General features: G+C 59.9%; 12 protein-coding genes. 6 read left to right on the top strand and 6 right to left on the bottom strand.

The window, feature by feature from the left end; translation table 11 throughout:
• Positions 1-15: 15 nt before the first annotated feature.
• On the bottom strand, positions 16-1,443 hold the full coding sequence (gene ccoN, locus WG29040_RS19395; RefSeq protein ID WP_003447597.1) for a cytochrome-c oxidase, cbb3-type subunit I: 1,428 nt from the start codon (positions 1,441-1,443) through the stop codon (positions 16-18).
• Positions 1,444-1,758: 315 nt separating this feature from the next.
• On the opposite strand from ccoN, the gene WG29040_RS19390 reads away from it, so the two are divergent.
• Positions 1,759-2,430, top strand: a complete 672-nt coding sequence (locus WG29040_RS19390) for a DUF3313 domain-containing protein (protein WP_003447598.1) — start codon at positions 1,759-1,761, stop codon at positions 2,428-2,430.
• A 75-nt stretch (positions 2,431-2,505) separates the two neighbouring features.
• Here WG29040_RS19390 and WG29040_RS19385 read toward each other — a convergent pair whose 3' ends face one another.
• Genes WG29040_RS19385 through WG29040_RS19380 form a run of 3 tightly spaced genes read right to left on the bottom strand, consistent with a single transcriptional unit; the run spans position 2,506 to position 4,904 of the window.
• On the bottom strand, positions 2,506-3,945 hold the full coding sequence (locus WG29040_RS19385) for a DUF1254 domain-containing protein (protein ID WP_127196714.1): 1,440 nt from the start codon (positions 3,943-3,945) through the stop codon (positions 2,506-2,508).
• Positions 3,942-4,103 (bottom strand): hypothetical protein, encoded by a 162-nt coding sequence (locus tag WG29040_RS24370; protein WP_165878375.1) that lies wholly within the window; start codon positions 4,101-4,103, stop codon positions 3,942-3,944. Before WG29040_RS24370 ends, WG29040_RS19385 begins: the two co-directional genes overlap by 4 nt.
• A gap of 9 nt (positions 4,104-4,112) precedes the next feature.
• Positions 4,113-4,904 carry a hypothetical protein gene (locus WG29040_RS19380; RefSeq protein WP_127196713.1) on the bottom strand — a complete coding sequence of 264 codons (792 nt, stop codon included), beginning with the start codon at positions 4,902-4,904 and terminating at the stop codon, positions 4,113-4,115.
• Positions 4,905-5,155: 251 nt separating this feature from the next.
• On the opposite strand from WG29040_RS19380, the gene tpx reads away from it, so the two are divergent.
• From tpx to WG29040_RS19355, 5 genes are all read left to right on the top strand, one after another.
• Positions 5,156-5,656, top strand: a complete 501-nt coding sequence (gene tpx, locus WG29040_RS19375; RefSeq protein ID WP_003447601.1) for a thiol peroxidase — start codon at positions 5,156-5,158, stop codon at positions 5,654-5,656.
• Between the two features lie 281 nt (positions 5,657-5,937).
• Positions 5,938-7,239 (top strand): MdtA/MuxA family multidrug efflux RND transporter periplasmic adaptor subunit, encoded by a 1,302-nt coding sequence (locus WG29040_RS19370; RefSeq protein WP_029612455.1) that lies wholly within the window; start codon positions 5,938-5,940, stop codon positions 7,237-7,239.
• Positions 7,236-10,337: an MdtB/MuxB family multidrug efflux RND transporter permease subunit gene (locus WG29040_RS19365; RefSeq protein WP_003447603.1), complete on the top strand. Its 3,102-nt coding sequence runs from the start codon at positions 7,236-7,238 to the stop codon at positions 10,335-10,337. Before WG29040_RS19370 ends, WG29040_RS19365 begins: the two co-directional genes overlap by 4 nt.
• Complete coding sequence (locus tag WG29040_RS19360; RefSeq protein ID WP_003447604.1) at positions 10,334-13,441, top strand: efflux RND transporter permease subunit; 3,108 nt, start codon at positions 10,334-10,336, stop codon at positions 13,439-13,441. Before WG29040_RS19365 ends, WG29040_RS19360 begins: the two co-directional genes overlap by 4 nt.
• Positions 13,438-14,880 carry an efflux transporter outer membrane subunit gene (locus WG29040_RS19355; protein WP_127196712.1) on the top strand — a complete coding sequence of 481 codons (1,443 nt, stop codon included), beginning with the start codon at positions 13,438-13,440 and terminating at the stop codon, positions 14,878-14,880. The genes WG29040_RS19360 and WG29040_RS19355 overlap by 4 nt, the downstream gene beginning before the upstream one ends.
• Positions 14,881-14,914: 34 nt before the next feature.
• Here WG29040_RS19355 and WG29040_RS19350 read toward each other — a convergent pair whose 3' ends face one another.
• Together WG29040_RS19350 and WG29040_RS19345 are read right to left on the bottom strand one after the other, a co-directional pair.
• Positions 14,915-15,988: a GGDEF domain-containing protein gene (locus tag WG29040_RS19350; RefSeq protein ID WP_029612454.1), complete on the bottom strand. Its 1,074-nt coding sequence runs from the start codon at positions 15,986-15,988 to the stop codon at positions 14,915-14,917.
• A 178-nt stretch (positions 15,989-16,166) separates the two neighbouring features.
• On the bottom strand, positions 16,167-16,877 hold the full coding sequence (locus WG29040_RS19345) for an HPP family protein (protein ID WP_127196711.1): 711 nt from the start codon (positions 16,875-16,877) through the stop codon (positions 16,167-16,169).
• Between the last annotated feature and the right edge of the window lie 87 nt (positions 16,878-16,964).

Raw genomic sequence — 16,964 nt, 5'->3', positions numbered from 1 at the left:
GCATCGGGTGGGTGGTCAGGCTATCTGTGCCGTCAGTTCGGCTTGCTTGAGGTCGGCCACGCGCACTGTTCGCCACAGGTTCCAGCACATCAACAGCATGCCGCTGAGGAAGAACAGCCCGCCCACCAGACGTACGACGTAGCCCGGGTGGCTGGCGCTCAGCGACTCCACGAACGAATAGGTCAGGGTGCCGTCATCGTTGATCGCGCGCCACATCAGGCCCTGGGTGATGCCGTTGACCCACATCGAGGCGATGTACAGCACGGTGCCGATGGTCGCCAGCCAGAAGTGCAGGTTGATCAGCCCGATGCTGTACATCTGCTCGCGGCCGAAGATCTTGGGAATCATGTGATAGAGCGCGCCGAAAGTGATCATCGCCACCCAGCCCAGGGCCCCGGCATGGACGTGGCCGATGGTCCAGTCGGTGTAGTGGGACAGGGCATTGACGGTCTTGATGGCCATCATCGGCCCTTCAAAGGTCGACATGCCGTAGAACGCCAGTGACAGCACCAGAAACCGCAGGATCGGGTCGGTGCGCAATTTATGCCAGGCCCCGGAGAGGGTCATCATGCCGTTGATCATGCCGCCCCAGCTGGGAGCCAGCAGGATGATGGACATGGCCATGCCCAGCGACTGGGCCCAGTCCGGCAGTGCGGTGTAGTGCAGGTGATGGGGGCCGGCCCAGATATAGAGGGTAATCAGGGCCCAGAAATGCACGATGGACAGGCGATAGGAATAAATCGGCCTGCCGACCTGTTTCGGCACGAAGTAGTACATCATCCCGAGAAAGCCGGTGGTCAGGAAAAAACCTACCGCGTTATGCCCATACCACCACTGCACCATGGCATCGGTGGCTCCGGCATACACGGGATAAGACTTGAACCAGTCCACCGGAATCGCCAGGTGGTTGACCACGTGCAGCATGGCGATGACCAGAATGAATGCGCCAAAAAACCAGTTGCCGACATAGATATGTCTGGTTTTGCGCTGCACCACGGTAGTAAAGAACACGATGGCGTAGGCGACCCAGACCACCGTCAGCCACACGGCACCGGTGAATTCTATTTCGGCGTATTCCTTGGTGGTGGTGTAGCCCAGCGGCAGGGTGACCAGCATGATCACAATTACCGATTGCCAGCCCCAGAAGGTAAAGGCTGCCAGCTTGTCCGAGAATAACCGTACCTGACAGGTGCGCTGCACCGCGTAGTAGCTGGCGGCAAACTGTGCGCTGCCGGCAAAGCCGAAAATCACCAGGCTGGTGTGCAACGGTCGCAGGCGGCCGAAGGTGGTCCAGGGTAAATCCAGGTTCATTTGCGGCCAGACCAGTTGCGAGGCGATCCATACGCCCATGGCCATGCCGACCACCCCCCACACCACGGTCATGATGGCGAATTGGCGGACGACCTTATAGTTATAGGCCTGCCCGTTTAGTGCTGTGCTCATGCTCAAGTCTTCCACGGTTCAAAGTCCTGCCAGGCCTGGTGGTCTGGCGCTGGGTGAACTCTAGGAAGTTGGCAGGAAACAAGACAGATTCAGGGGGAGAGAATTAATACGGAGCAGATTTAGCAGCATATTTAAAAGTGTTTTTTAAAATCTGATCTGGTTTTTAGCCGATTTACATTTTTTAAATACTTCTGAGCTGTACTGTTTTCCCTCTGTGTCTCGGGAAAATTGGTCGGCGAAGCAGCGCTTTTTCCGCAGATTAGCTATACATAAATCCGGCACACAAATAGTTACGTTCTCCACAGGAGTTACAGAATGAAGCTTGGACTGATGATTAGTACGTTGTGTATTGCCTCGATCGGGGTAGTGGGCTGTGCAAGCAAGGTCCAGCAGCCGGATGAATACTCCGGTTTTTTGAAGGATTACAGTCGCCTTAAAGAAGCCAAATCGCCTTCGGGCGCCGAAGTGATGCGCTGGATCGATCCCAAGCTGAATATTAACCAGTACACCAGCGTCTATATCGAGCCAAGCCAGCTCTACCCGGCGCCGAAGCCGACGGAGAAGATCCCGCAAAGCACGTTGAACGGCATTACCCGCTACTACGATCAAGCACTCAAGCGTGAACTCAGCAAATCATTGCCACTGGCCAGCGCCCCCGGGCCGGGCGTGATTGTGGTGCGACCGGCGATCACTGCCGTGAGCAGCGAGACCGAGAGCCTGGCACCTTACGAATATATTCCGGTAGCGCTGGTGGCGGCGGCGGTCAGTACGGCGTCGGGCATTCGCGATCAGGAAACCCAGCTGGCAACCGAAGCCGTATTCATTGACGGGCAGAGCCAGGACGTAGTGGCGCAGGTGGTGCGCAAAGGCACCGGCAAACCGCTGGAGAACAGCAGCCAGCAAATGAAGACCGACGATGTGAAAAAAGTGATAGATGGCTGGGCATCAGATCTTCATCAGTCGTATTTGAAACTGAAGAGCCAGTAAGCTCCGGGATCTGCAACTGAGTGCGGGCAAAACAGTTGCAGCACCCCGGCTTGCCGGGGTGCTGCAGGTTACAGCTCAGGGTGCTACAGGTGTCAGCAAGGGCATTTTCCATTGCCCGTCGGCAAGTTCAGGCTTGGGCATATAAATACGCAGTACGCCGTAAAACGGCCCGTCAGGCGCCGGCAACCAGTTGTTTTGCAGATCCCCGGCCGGGGGTTGAGGCTGGAGGTACAGGGTCACACCGCCATCTGCGTCGCGCTTGAGATCGGGCAACATGCGCGAATTGATCAGGTAGCGATCCAGCGGGTTGTCCACCAGCAATTTGCTTTTGCCGTCATACATTGTCAGCGACCAGAAGGCATTGGCAGGGGGCAGGGCATTTTTGTCAAAGTGCAAGGTATAGCGCTGTCTGGAGCCGTCCAGGGGGCGGCCCTGATTGTCGACGAAATAGCCGATGTAATCGGCCTCTTCGGCAGAGTTGCCAAAGATCCCCATATTGGCCCCTGCATAACGGTACAGGTAGTTGTTTTTCAAGTGCTCGCGGGAGCCGAACAGGTCTCCACTGCTGATCTTGTGCGTGTCGACCTGCTCTTTCTTGAACTGCTCGAATTCGGCTTTACCTGCTGCAATTCCTTCTTCCAGGGCCTTGCGTTGCTCGGCGGACAGTTGGCCCGTTGCATAGGGCAGGCCCGGTTCAATGCCAATTTTTTTGAAGCGCTCGCGTAATGCCGTTTCACCGGGCTGCGGCTCGGCAAATGCGAGCATGAAATTCAAGTAGTTGAACAGCTCGGGGCTGTCACTCATGTTCGCCACGGGGGCCGGCCAGTCAATGGCTGCAGACAGCGGCGGGGCGGGTTGGCCGAGGAACTGGCTCAAGGGCTGCACTATGTAACCGCGCTGGATTTCCTTGACCCTGGGCAGGTCTTTTTCATCAAACAGCTGGGTCCGGTTCAGGCCGTAGGCAATTTCGCTTTCGCTGGGAATCACGGCCTCGATACCGGCCGGTTTCTCACCTTGCCAGCCCGGCCCGACAATCAGGAAGTTCCCGCCTTTGTTGCCCGTGGTACGGCTACCGAGGTAGGCGAAGTTTTGCGTGTACAGGTCGATCAACTGCGTGGAGTAGTAACGACCGTCTTCAATTGCCGGCAGCGTCAGCACCAGCGGCTCGGCTCGCAGGTCCATCCATAGAAATGAATAGGGCGTGTCCGAATTGGGGGTCACGAAAGCGCTGTCTTTGGGGCTGAACACCATGGCGGTGTTGCCGATGTCATTGAACGGCGCCTTGAAGTCCTTGCCGCCTTGGTCCACGGCCTGGGCGTAGAGGGTTTTGTACATCTCCACCACCGGGAAACCATACAGATAGGCTTCTCTGGCGATGCTTGTGGCCTCTGCAGGCGACGCGCTGAAGTTCATGGCTGATACCTGGGTTGCCATCAGTGACAGGCAGGCTGCCAGGGCATAAACGGGGGGCTTGAGGTACCTGGCAAAGTCCCTGACTGTGGATTGACTGCTCATGACAGCAACCTGATGTCATCGGGTTTCCAGCTTTTATCGAGGCAAGCGCCGGTCTGGGCCAAGGTTTTGCCCTGTTCCATGCCTGGAGTGGCCAGCATGACGTGGGCGTGCTCCCGGGGCCGGGCGCTGAAGCCAGAAGCACGAAGCTGCGAATTCATGAAATTTCCTTATTTTCCGAAGGTGACATTAATGCCGGCGAACAGTGTGAATTGCGGCAAGTCATCGCCTTTGCGTTCCACTGTCCATTGTGGTTCCAGGTAGGCGTTGAGGATGTTGCCCCCGGCTTTCCATGCCTTGCCGAAACCCAGGCCGACGGGGATATAGTGGGTGTTGTTTTTCAGGTCATAGGTCCAGGTGCCGGTGGAGCGCAAGTACCAGCCCTTTGGCAGGTTGTGGATGATGAACGGCTGGAAGGTGGCGCTCTCGACATGCTGGCGATCACTGTCACCGGCAAAAGAGCTTTGATACTGCACCAGTGCCCCCAGCAGGCCACGGGGTGAGGCATCTATGGCAATCGCTGCCAGCCCCGCTTGCCATTTGCCGGTGCCCAGTTCGTCATGCTCGGCAGTGGGCGCCGTAATTTGCGGGCCGATGCCCAACTGCACGCCATCGGTCTTGAGCAGGAAAATATCGAACAGGTTGAGATCGCCCATACCGGTGCTGTAACCACTCCTGGGGTCGGGGCGGGTGCTGATGGGCAGGGTGGCACGCAACAGTTGCGGTACGCCGATAAAGTCGTTCGGGGCGACGGGCAGGGCGCCGCGCAGCAGGGCGTCATTGGTGTGGATATTGCTGTCGTACACCCGGGGCGTGTAGTAGTCCTGCAGGTTCAGGCCCGGGGCCAGGCTCAGGGGGTTGTTACTTTTGTTGGCTATATCGGGATTGTCTGCCAGGGCAGCAGTGACAGGGGCCAGGGCCAGGGTCAGTAAGAGTCCCGAAGCAAGGTGTGTCTTAGCCATGAGCGTCCAATTCCCTGGAAGTCTTAAGAATGCAGCGCTAGGAAGCTAGCAGCAAATGGCGCGACTGCCAGTTCCCGGGGTCTGCTGCCGGGTACTGTTTTGCTCGAGGCTGGGCATTTTTGGAATTTTTCAGTACCGGCACGGTCTTTTTGTTCCGCGGCCCATGACATTTTACCTGCGGGCCGTAGGTCGGCTGCCTGATTCGTGTTTAACTCCGGCTTCTTCAAAAACCGTTAAGAAGGACATCGTTCATGGCTCAAGTGACGCTTAAAGGCAACCCTGTTCAAGTCAAAGGCGAACTGCCGGCAGTAGGCTCCAAGGCGCCGGCGTTTTCGCTGGTAGCAGGTAATTTGTCCGATGTGACGTTGGCCAGCTTTGCTGGTAAACGCAAAGTGCTGAACATCTTCCCGAGTGTTGATACGCCAACTTGCGCGACTTCGGTGCGCACCTTCAACACCAAGGCCAACGATCTGGAAAACACCGTGGTGCTGTGCATCTCGGCTGACCTGCCGTTCGCCCAGGCCCGTTTCTGCGGTGCCGAAGGTCTGGAACACGTACAGAACCTGTCGACCCTGCGCGGCCGTGAGTTCATCGAGAACTACGGCGTGGCAATTGCTGACGGCCCGTTGGCTGGCCTGACTGCCCGTGCGGTAGTCGTGCTGGACGAAAACGACAACGTGCTGCACAGCGAACTGGTTAAAGAAATCGCTGAAGAGCCGAACTACGAAGCAGCCCTGGCTGTTTTAAAGTAAGTCGCAACGCTTCAGCAAAAACGGCCGGGCATTTAATGCCCGGCCGTTTTTTTGTGGGCTGCTACAAATAACGCTGCAGGCGTCGAGCCCGGCCAGTGTCAATGTCACAGCCGTCGGTTAAAACCGAACCGCTCCGACTGCTCCGGCAGGCGATTCACAGGATTCTGGGGCAAACCCGTGGCCTTGACAGCGCTATAACGTAAATACCCGGTAAAGAACCTTTTCATAACCGTGCGCACTGCTTATCTTTCAGCCTCCTGATAATAAGCGCTCGCCGCCCAATGGTTGATCATTCAATGCAATCGTCTGTTTCCCACAAATCTCGTCGCTGGCTGTTTGGCCTGCTGGTCCTGCTGATCGTTGTTGCCCTGTGCTGGTGGCTGTGGCCATCCGCCTCGAAAAAGGCAGCCACTGCTCAGCCCGCCGGGCACACCAGCAAGTCGGGGATGATGCGTCCCGGATTTGGCGGTTCGACCCTGGCGGTGCCGGTTCGGGTGGCGGACGTGACGCGGGGTGACTTTGCGGTCTACTACAAGGCACTGGGTACGGTGACCGCGCTCAACACCATTAATGTACGCAGCCGGGTGGCAGGGGAACTGGTCAAGGTCTATTTCAAGGAAGGCCAGATGGTCAAGGCTGGCGAACTGTTGGCCGAAATCGATCCGCGCAGCTATCAGAACGCCTTGCTGCAAGCCGAAGGCACGCTGTTGCAGAATCAGGCCCAGTTGAAGAATGCCCAGGTCGATGTACAGCGCTATCGCGGCCTGTACGCTGAAGACAGTATCGCCAAGCAGACCCTGGACACCGCAGAAGCACTGGTCAGCCAGTATCAGGGTACGGTCAAGACCAATCAGGCAGCGGTCAACGACGCCAAGCTCAATCTGGAATTCACCAAGATTCGCGCCCCGATCACCGGTCGTGTGGGCTTGCGCCAACTGGACGTCGGCAACCTGGTGGCAGCCAACGACACCACGGCGCTGGTGGTGATCACCCAGACCGAGCCGATTGTGGTCAGCTTCACCTTGCCCGAGAAGGACCTTGCACTGGTGCTTGAACGTTATCGCAGCGGCGCCAGATTGCCGGTACAGGCCTGGAACCGCGGCGACACCCAGGAACTGGCGACAGGGGTGCTGAGCAGTATCGACAACCAGATTGATATCACCACCGGCACCCTGAAATTCAAGGCCCTGTTCGATAACCGCGATCAGGTGTTGTTCCCCAATCAGTTCGTTAATGTGCACCTGCTGGCCGACACCCTGAAAAACGTGATCCTGGCCCCGACCGCAGCGATTCAGTACGGCACCAACGGTTCGTTCGTCTATGCGATGGACGGCGACAAGAAGGTCAAGATTCGCAGCATCAAGGTCGGTGTCACCGACGGTGATGTGACGGTGATCGAAGAAGGTCTTGAGCCCGGCGACCGTGTAGTGCTTGAAGGCACTGACCGCCTGCGTGATGGCGGCGCGGTGGAAGTGGTCAACGACAGCGCCGAGGTGCCGGCAACCCCGGCGCAACATCTGCAAGGCGGGCCTGAAGCCGATGCAACGGCCGATGGCAAGGTCAAGGGCAAGGCGCACGAATGAATCTGTCGCGGCTGTTTATCCTGCGCCCGGTCGCAACCACGCTCTGCATGCTCGCCATCGTGTTGTCCGGGATCATCGCCTATCGCCTGCTGCCGGTATCGGCCTTGCCCCAGGTCGATTATCCGACCATCCGCGTGATGACGCTGTATCCCGGCGCGAGCCCGGATGTCATGACCAGTGCCGTGACCGCACCGCTTGAGCGTCAGTTCGGGCAGATGCCGGGCCTGACGCAAATGGCTTCCACCAGTTCCGGCGGTGCTTCGGTGCTGACCCTGCGCTTTAATCTCGACATCAATATGGATGTCGCCGAGCAGCAGGTGCAGGCCGCGATCAATGCCGCCAGCAACCTGTTGCCCAAGGATTTGCCGGCGCCACCGGTGTACAACAAGGTCAACCCGGCCGACACCCCGGTACTGACGCTGGCGATCACCTCCAAAACCATGCTGTTGCCCAAACTCAATGATCTGGTCGACACCCGCATGGCGCAAAAAATCGCCCAGATCAGCGGCGTCGGCATGGTCAGCATTGCCGGTGGTCAACGTCAGGCGGTGCGGATCAAGGTCAACCCCGAAGCGTTGGCCGCCAACGGCTTGAACCTGGCGGACGTGCGCACCCTGATCGGCGCGTCCAACGTCAACCAGCCCAAGGGCAACTTTGACGGCCCGACCCGGGTGTCGATGCTGGACGCCAACGACCAGTTGAAGACCCCCCAGGAATACGCCGAGCTGATCCTGGCCTACAACAACGGCGCGCCGTTGCGGCTCAAGGATGTGGCGGAAATTGTCGATGGCGCCGAGAACGAGCGTCTCGCCGCCTGGGCCAATGAAAATCAGGCCGTATTGCTGAACATTCAGCGCCAGCCGGGAGCCAACGTGATTGAGGTGGTGGACCGGATCAAGGCACTGCTGCCAAGCATCACCGACAACCTGCCGGCCGGTATCGACGTCACTGTTCTCACCGACCGCACCCAGACCATCCGTGCCTCGGTGCGCGATGTGCAGTTTGAATTGCTGATTGCCATCGCGCTGGTGGTGATGGTGACGTTCCTGTTTCTGCGTCGTGCCAGCGCTACCCTGATCCCTTCAATTGCCGTGCCGCTGTCGTTGGTGGGTACCTTTGGGGTCATGTACCTGGCCGGATTTTCCATCAACAACCTGACGTTGATGGCCCTGACCATCGCCACCGGTTTTGTGGTCGACGACGCCATCGTGATGCTGGAAAACATCTCGCGCTATATCGAAGAGGGCGACAGTCCGATGCAGGCGGCGCTCAAGGGTGCCAAGCAAATCGGTTTTACCCTGATCTCGTTGACCCTGTCGCTGATCGCCGTACTGATTCCGCTGCTGTTCATGGCTGACGTGGTGGGGCGCCTGTTCCGCGAGTTTGCGATCACCCTGGCTGTGGCGATTCTGCTGTCGCTGGTGGTCTCGCTGACGCTCACGCCCATGATGTGCGCGCGCCTGCTCAAAGCCGAACCCAAGGAAGAAGAACAGGGGCGTTTCTATCGCGCCAGCGGCGCCTTCATCGACTGGATGATCGCCCGCTACGCCAGCATGTTGCAGTGGGTGCTCAAGCATCAGCCACTGACCCTGCTGGTGGCCATCGGCACCCTGGCGCTGACGGTCGTACTGTATATGGTGGTGCCCAAGGGCTTCTTCCCGGTGCAGGACACCGGGGTGATCCAGGGTATCTCCGAAGCGCCGCAGTCCATCTCGTTCAGTGCCATGAGCCAGCGTCAGCAAGAGTTGGCTCGGATCATTCTGCAGGACCCTGATGTCGAGAGCCTGTCGTCCTACATCGGGGTGGACGGCGATAACCCGACCCTCAATAGCGGGCGCATGCTGATCAACCTCAAGCCCCATAGCGAGCGCAGTGAAAGTGCCTCGCAAGTGATCGAGCGCCTGCAACCGCAGCTCGACCAGCTGGTGGGTATTCGCCTGTACATGCAGCCGGTGCAGGACCTGACCATCGAAGACCGCGTCAGCCGTACGCAATACCAGTTCAGCCTGTCCTCGCCGGACGCCGAGATGCTCAGCACCTGGAGCCAGAAACTGGTGACGGCGCTGAACAATCAGCCCGAGTTGACCGATGTGGCCAGCGACCTGCAGGACAAGGGCCTGCAGGTGTACCTGATGATTGACCGCGATGCGGCTTCACGCCTTGGGGTGTCGGTGGCCAACATCACCGATGCCCTGTACGACGCCTTCGGTCAGCGGCAGATTTCCACCATTTATACCCAGGCCAGCCAGTACCGCGTGGTGCTGCAAGCCCGGGACGGCGAGAAAATCGGCCCCCAGGCGCTGGAGCAGATCCACGTCAAAACCACCGATGGCGGCCAGGTGCGGCTGTCGAGCCTGGCCAAGGTCGAAGAGCGTCAGGCGCAACTGGCGATCTCCCATATCGGCCAGTTCCCTTCGGTGATGGTGTCGTTCAACCTCGCGCCCGGGGTGGCCCTGGGGCAAGCGGTCGAGTTGATCGATCAGGTGCAGAAAGACATCGGCATGCCGGTGGGGGTGAAGACCGAGTTCCAGGGCGCAGCCCAGGCCTTCCAGGCTTCGTTGTCGAGCACCTTGCTGCTGATTCTGGCGGCGGTGGTGACCATGTACATCGTGCTTGGCGTGCTGTACGAGAGCTATATCCACCCGATCACCATCCTCTCGACCTTGCCCTCGGCGGCGGTCGGAGCCTTGCTGGCCTTGATCCTGAGCGGCAATGATCTGGGGATGATTGCGATCATTGGCATCATCTTGCTGATCGGTATCGTGAAAAAGAACGCGATCATGATGATCGACTTCGCCCTCGATGCCGAACGCAATCAGGGCATGGCCCCCGAGCAAGCGATCTATCAGGCGGCACTGCTGCGCTTCCGGCCGATCCTGATGACGACTCTGGCGGCGCTGTTCGGCGCCATACCGCTGATGCTGGCCACCGGCTCGGGCGCTGAATTGCGTCAGCCATTGGGGCTGGTAATGGTCGGCGGTCTGCTGGTGAGCCAGGTACTGACCCTGTTTACCACTCCGGTGATCTATCTGTACTTCGATCGCCTGGGCCGCCGCTGGCGGGGTGATGCGGCTGCGCCCGAGCAGGCGTCGCTATGAACCTGTCCGGTCCGTTCATCAAGCGTCCCGTCGCGACCATGCTCCTGAGCCTGGCGATCATGTTGCTGGGCGGGGTGAGTTTCGGCTTGCTGCCGGTGTCGCCGCTGCCGCAGATGGATTTCCCGGTGATCGTGGTCTCGGCCAGTTTGCCGGGTGCCAGCCCCGAGGTGATGGCATCCACCGTGGCTACCCCGCTGGAGCGTTCCTTCGGCGCGATTGCCGGGATCAACACCATGAGCAGCCGCTCGAGCCAGGGTTCTACCCGGGTCATCCTGCAGTTCGATCAGGACCGCGACATCAACGGCGCCGCCCGTGAGGTGCAGGCGGCGATCAACGCTTCGCGCAACCTGTTGCCCAGCGGCATGAAAAGCATGCCGACCTACAAAAAGGTCAACCCGTCCCAGGCACCGATCATGGTGCTGTCGCTGACCTCCGACGTGCTGTCCAAGGGCGAACTGTACGACCTGGCCTCCACCATCCTGTCCCAGAGCCTGTCCCAGGTCCCGGGGGTAGGTGAAGTGCAGATCGGCGGCAGCTCGCTGCCGGCGGTGCGCATCGAACTGGAGCCGCAACTGCTCAACCAGTACGGCGTGGCCCTGGACGACGTGCGCAATACCATTGCCAACGCCAACGTGCGCCGGCCCAAGGGCGCGGTGTCCGATGGCGATCGCAACTGGCAGATCCAGGCCAACGACCAGCTGGAAAAGGCCAAGGATTACGAGCCGCTGATCATTCGCTACCAGGACGGCGCGGCCTTGCGCCTGAGCCATGTGGCCAAGGTTCAGGACAGCGTTGAAGACCGCTACAACAGTGGTTTTTTCAACAATGATGCGGCCGTATTGCTGGTGGTCAACCGCCAGGCCGGGGCCAACATCATCGAGACTGTGAACGCGATCAAGGCCCAGTTGCCGGCGCTGCAGGCGGTGTTGCCGGCCAGCGTCAAACTGAACCTGGCCATGGACCGCTCGCCGGTGATCAAGGCCACCTTGCACGAAGCCGAAATGACCCTGCTGATTGCCGTGGCGCTGGTGATTCTGGTGGTGTTCCTGTTTCTGGGTAACTTCCGGGCGTCACTGATCCCGACCCTGGCGGTGCCGGTATCGCTGGTGGGCACCTTTGCCATCATGTACCTGTACGGCTTCTCGCTGAACAACCTGTCGCTGATGGCGCTGATTCTGGCCACCGGGCTGGTGGTGGACGATGCCATCGTGGTGCTGGAGAACATCTCGCGGCATATCGATGCCGGTATTGCGCCGATGAAAGCGGCGATGCTGGGGGCCAGGGAAGTCGGTTTTACCCTGCTGTCGATGAACGTTTCGCTGGTGGCGGTATTTCTCTCGATCCTGTTTATGGGGGGGATTGTCGAAAGCCTGTTCCGTGAATTTTCCATCACCCTGGCGGCCTCGATCGTGGTGTCGCTGGTGGTGTCGCTGACCCTCACCCCGATGCTCTGCGCGCGCTGGCTCAAGCCCCATGTGCCGGGTACCGAGAACGCCATGCAACGCTGGAGCATGGGCCTTAACGAGCGCATGGTCGCCGGCTATGCCCGCAGCCTGGACTGGGTATTGCGCCACAAGCGCCTGACCCTGTTGAGCCTGCTGGTGACCATTGGCGTCAACGTGGCGCTGTACGTGGTGGTGCCCAAGACCTTCATGCCGCAACAGGACACCGGGCAGTTGATCGGCTTTGTCCGCGGTGACGACGGCCTGTCATTCAGCGTGATGCAGCCGAAGATGGAAATCTTCCGCAAGGCAGTACTGGCCGATCCGGCGGTGGAGAGTGTTGCCGGCTTTATTGGCGGCAATGGCGGCACCAACAACGCAATCATGATCGTGCGCCTCAAGCCCATTTCCGAGCGCAGGATTTCGGCGCAGAAGGTCATTGAACGCCTGCGTGAAACCATGCCCAAAGTACCCGGCGGGCGCCTGATGCTGATGGCCGACCAGGATCTGCAATTTGGCGGCGGACGCGAGCAAACCAGTTCGCAGTACTCCTACATCCTGCAAAGCGGTGACCTTGGTGAACTGCGCATCTGGTACCCGAAAGTGGTGGCTGCGCTCAAGGCCCTGCCCGAGCTGACGGCCATCGATGCCCGTGAAGGACGGGGCGCACAGCAGGTAACGCTGGTGGTAGACCGCGATCAGGCCAAGCGCCTGGGGGTGGACATGGATATGGTCACCGCCGTGCTCAACAACGCCTACAGCCAGCGGCAGATTTCCACTATCTACGACAGCCTGAACCAGTATCAGGTGGTGATGGAGGTCAATCCCAAGTACGCCCAGGACCCGCAAACCCTGGAGCAGGTGCAAGTGATCACTGCCGAAGGCCAGCGCATCCCGTTGTCGGCTATTGCCCATTACGAGAACAGTCTGCAGGACGACCGGGTGGAGCATGAAGGCCAGTTTGCCTCGGAGACCGTTTCCTTTGACATGGCCCCCGGGGTATCGACCGAGCAGGGCACCGCCGCGATTGAGCGGGCCATTGCCAAGCTGGGCCTGCCCGAAGACGTGATTGCCAAAATGGCCGGCACCGGCGATGCCTTTGCCGCCACCCAAAAGAGTCAGCCGTTCATGATTCTCGGTGCGCTGCTGGCGGTGTATCTGGTGCTGGGGATTCTCTATGAGAGCTATATCCACCCCTTGACCATTCTCTCGACCCTGCCCTCGGCCGGGGTCGGCGCCTTGCTGAGCATCTACCTCACGGGGGGCGAGTTCAGCCTGATTTCCCTGCTGGGTCTGTTCCTGCTGATCGGGGTGGTGAAGAAAAACGCGATCTTGATGATCGACCTCGCGCTGCAACTGGAACGGACCGCCGGGTTCAGCCCCGAGGCGTCAATTCGCAGCGCTTGCCTGCAACGTTTGCGCCCGATCCTGATGACCACCCTGGCGGCCATCCTGGGGGCCGTGCCCCTCATGCTGAGCACCGCCGAAGGGGCAGAAATGCGCCAGCCCCTGGGCCTGACCATTATCGGCGGGCTGATCTTCAGCCAGATCCTGACCCTTTACACCACCCCGGTGGTTTACCTCTATCTTGACCGCGCACGCCATCGTTTCAACAAATGGCGTGGCGTGCGCACTGATGCTGCTCTGGACACTCCGCTATGACTTCTCGTTTGCTTAAACTCGCTCCGCTGCTGTTATCTGGCTTGTTGCTCAGCGCCTGTGCAATAGGTCCGGACTACCAGCGTCCCGAATCGGCGGCAGCAGCGGATTACAAAGAGGCTGCCGGCTGGACCCGGGCCAACCCCAGCGATGCGCTGGCCCGTGGTGCCTGGTGGGAGCTGTATGGCGATACGCAGCTCAATGGCCTGGTGGAGAAACTCAACAGCAGCAACCAGACAGTGGCCCAGTCCGAGGCCCAGTTCCGTCAGGCCCAGGCCCTGGTGCGCAGCGCCCGTGGGGCCTTTCTGCCAAGCGCCGACTTGAGCGTGGGCAAAACCCGCTCCAGCCAGGGCACCGGTAGCTCCAACTCCAGCCTGACCAGTTCCAGCAGCGGCATTCGCGACACCTTGAACGCCCAGGTGGGGGTCAGCTGGGAAGCCGATGTCTGGGGCAAATTGCGTCGCGGGCTGGAAGCCAACGAAGCCAGTGCCGAGGCCAGCCTGGCCGACCTGGCCGCCATGCGTTTGAGCCAACAGTCGGAGCTGGTGCAGAACTACCTGCAACTGCGGGTGATCGATGAGCAAAAACGCCTGCTGCAAGCCACGGTCGAGGCTTATCAGCGTTCGTTGAAAATGAGCGAAAACCAGTACAAGGCCGGGATTTCCGGCAAGGACGCCGTGGCCCAGGCGCAAACCCAGTTGCGTAACACCCAGGCCAACATGATCGACCTGATCTGGCAGCGGGCGCAATTCGAGAACGCCATTGCCGTGCTGACCGGGCAGGCGCCTTCCGGGTTCAGCCTGGCTGAAACCACAACCGTTCCGGCGCTGCCGCAAATCCCGCTGAGCCTGCCTTCGCAGTTACTGGAACGGCGTCCGGACATCGCCTCGGCGGAGCGCTCGATCATTGCCGCCAACGCCAATATCGGGGTGGCCAAAGCCGCTTACTATCCCGACTTCAGCCTGAGCCTGCAGGGCGGTTACAGCAGCAGTCAGTATCAGGACTGGATCAGCGTACCGAACCGTTTCTGGTCGGTCGGGCCAAAAGTCTCCTTGCCGCTGTTCGATGGTGGCCAGCGTTCGGCCGAGGTTGACCGTAACGAGGCGCTGTATGACCAGACCGTGGCCAAATACCGCCAGACCGTGCTCGATGGCTTGCGCGAAGTGGAAAACTACCTGGTGCAGCTGAAGGTGCTGGGGGATGAGGCCGTGGTCCAGGAGCAGGCACTGGAGTCGGCCCGCGAGTCATTACGCCTGACCAGCAACCAGTACAAGGCCGGCCTGATCGCTTACCTGGACGTTGTGGTGGTCCAGGCCACTGCCCTGAACACCGAGCGCAACGTACTCAACTTGCGACAAAGCCGCCTGATCGCCAGCGTCAAACTGATTGCCGCACTGGGTGGTGGCTGGGACGGCAATACCGATTTAAGCCAGGACCGCTAATCAGCCTGAACCTTGCAGCAGCGAGGCACCGGCCCTAATAAAAGGTAAACCGGTCCTTGCCGCTGTGCTTGGACACATACAGCGCCTTGTCCGCCTTGGCCAGGGCCTGGTTCAGGCTGTCATCGTCTTCGACCCGGGTCAGCCCGATGCTGACGGTCACCGGGTAAGGGTGCGGGTCTACGCGCACTAGCCGGCACAACTCGTCCATCAACGCCTCGACATCGCTGCGCCGCACACCCGCCAGGTACACCGCGAACTCCTCGCCGCCCAGCCGCGCATACTCATGGTCAGCCATCACCGCCTGGATGCTGGCTGCAGTGCGCTTGAGCACCTCATCGCCAATATCATGGCCGTAAAGATCATTCACCTTCTTGAAGTTGTCGATGTCGATCATCGCCAGGTAGTGATCCTGCTCCCGTGGCCGGGTCGCCAATACATTGCCGGCCTGGGTCATGAAGGAGCGGCGATTGGGAATCTCGGTCAAGGGGTCAATGTAGGCCTGGCTCACCAGCAGTCTGAACATGGTGAAGTTGTAGAGCTTGATTTTGCGCAACTTGAAAAAGTTGTAGATCGTCAGGCTGCTGAGAAAGGCCAGATAGCACAGGATCAGGGTGCCCCGCAGATCGGTGACCGACACTTGAGTCATCAGGAAAGGGTTGAGGGTCAGCCAGGTGATGGCCACCACTGCGATAAACCCCCGATGGCCCAGCGGCATCACGGAGGCGCCGTAGAGGATGCTGGAGCAGGCCAGAATCAGCCAGATCGGCTGGGCATCGGCCGGCAGGCCAAAAATGATCAGGCGGATACCGATGGCAATCACTGCCACGAACAGGGCATTGAGTATGTCGAAATGCCAGGACTTGCGAATGAAGCCCAGAATGATGGTGAGCACCACCAGGGTGCTCAGAAACAGGATGGACAGGGCGGTGAACCCCTGGCGGCCCTTGATGCTGACGATCAGGTTGAACAACAGCCACATGAAGATGCTTGCGCTGAAGGTGAGGCGGCAGAAGTTACGCAGTTTTTCGAAGTCATGTTGGGCGAATTCAGCTCGCAAGGCGTGGGGCGCCGCTTGCTTGGAAATCTCTTTTTCAATGGTCTTGAGCATGGCGGCCTTGATCAGGATCAACCGACGGGATTCGGGCCACCTGTGGGACTGTGCCAAGGGGGCCTCTACGTCCGGGCCGGCAGACACTCTGACAGTGGCTGCACCCGGGCGCTGCACGGATAACCCTAGCAGGAGTTTCGGGCATCAGTGCAACGGCCGGGGCGCTTGCGTCTGGCGGTTAACGGGCCTGGGCGAGCACCTCACCGATACTGCGCCGGCGTGCATAGTGCTCGCTGGCGCGGATCAGCTGTTCAAGGTCTTCGGGGGTCACGTCAATGAACGCATCCATTTGCTCCAGGGCTTGTTGCAGGTCCTGGGCGGTAATGCCCGGGTCGCCCGCGACCTGGGGGGCGACCGGATTCGGCTCCGGGGGGGGGTTCGGGTAGCGCACCCGGGTCAGATTGTTATAGGCCAGTGCTGCCACCAGCATGCACGCCGCCGCGAGCATTACCGGCGCCAGCAGGCCCCAGCCCAGACTGGCGCTGTCCGGATCTGCCAGGACCACCAGCAAGGCCAGCGCCCCGGCGGGCGGGTGCAGGCAGCGCAACAGGCACATGACAATCAGCGCCAGGCCTACCGCCAGGCAGGCGCTGTCCAGATTGCGCCCAAAGAAGTGCGCCACCGCCAATGACACCAGGGTTGCACAGAGGTAGCCGCCCATAATCGACCAGGGTTGCGCCAGCGCCCCTGAAGACACGGCAAACAGCAGAACCGCACTGGCCCCCAGCGGGCCAATCAAATGCATGGCGACCGGCAGGCCGAAAAACAGGCTGCAGACCCAGACACTCAAGAGCGTGCCAAGGGATACGCCAATGGCGGCGCGGCTCCATTCGGTGGGACGGGTATTGGTGGCCGCAGGCAATAGGCGGCTGATCCAGCGGGTATGCATGGTGAGGAAAATCCGGGGGTTGGCGATTGAAAGGATAAAAAAAGGGCTGTGCGGGTTTCCCGGCAAGCCCTTGAAAATGTCCCTTCA

The organism is Pseudomonas sp. PAMC 29040 (assembly GCF_003994535.1).
Taxonomy (GTDB): Bacteria; Pseudomonadota; Gammaproteobacteria; order Pseudomonadales; family Pseudomonadaceae; genus Aquipseudomonas; species Aquipseudomonas paraversuta.
Note: the sequence above shows the minus strand (reverse complement) of the source record. Positions and strands in the feature narration are given on the sequence as shown.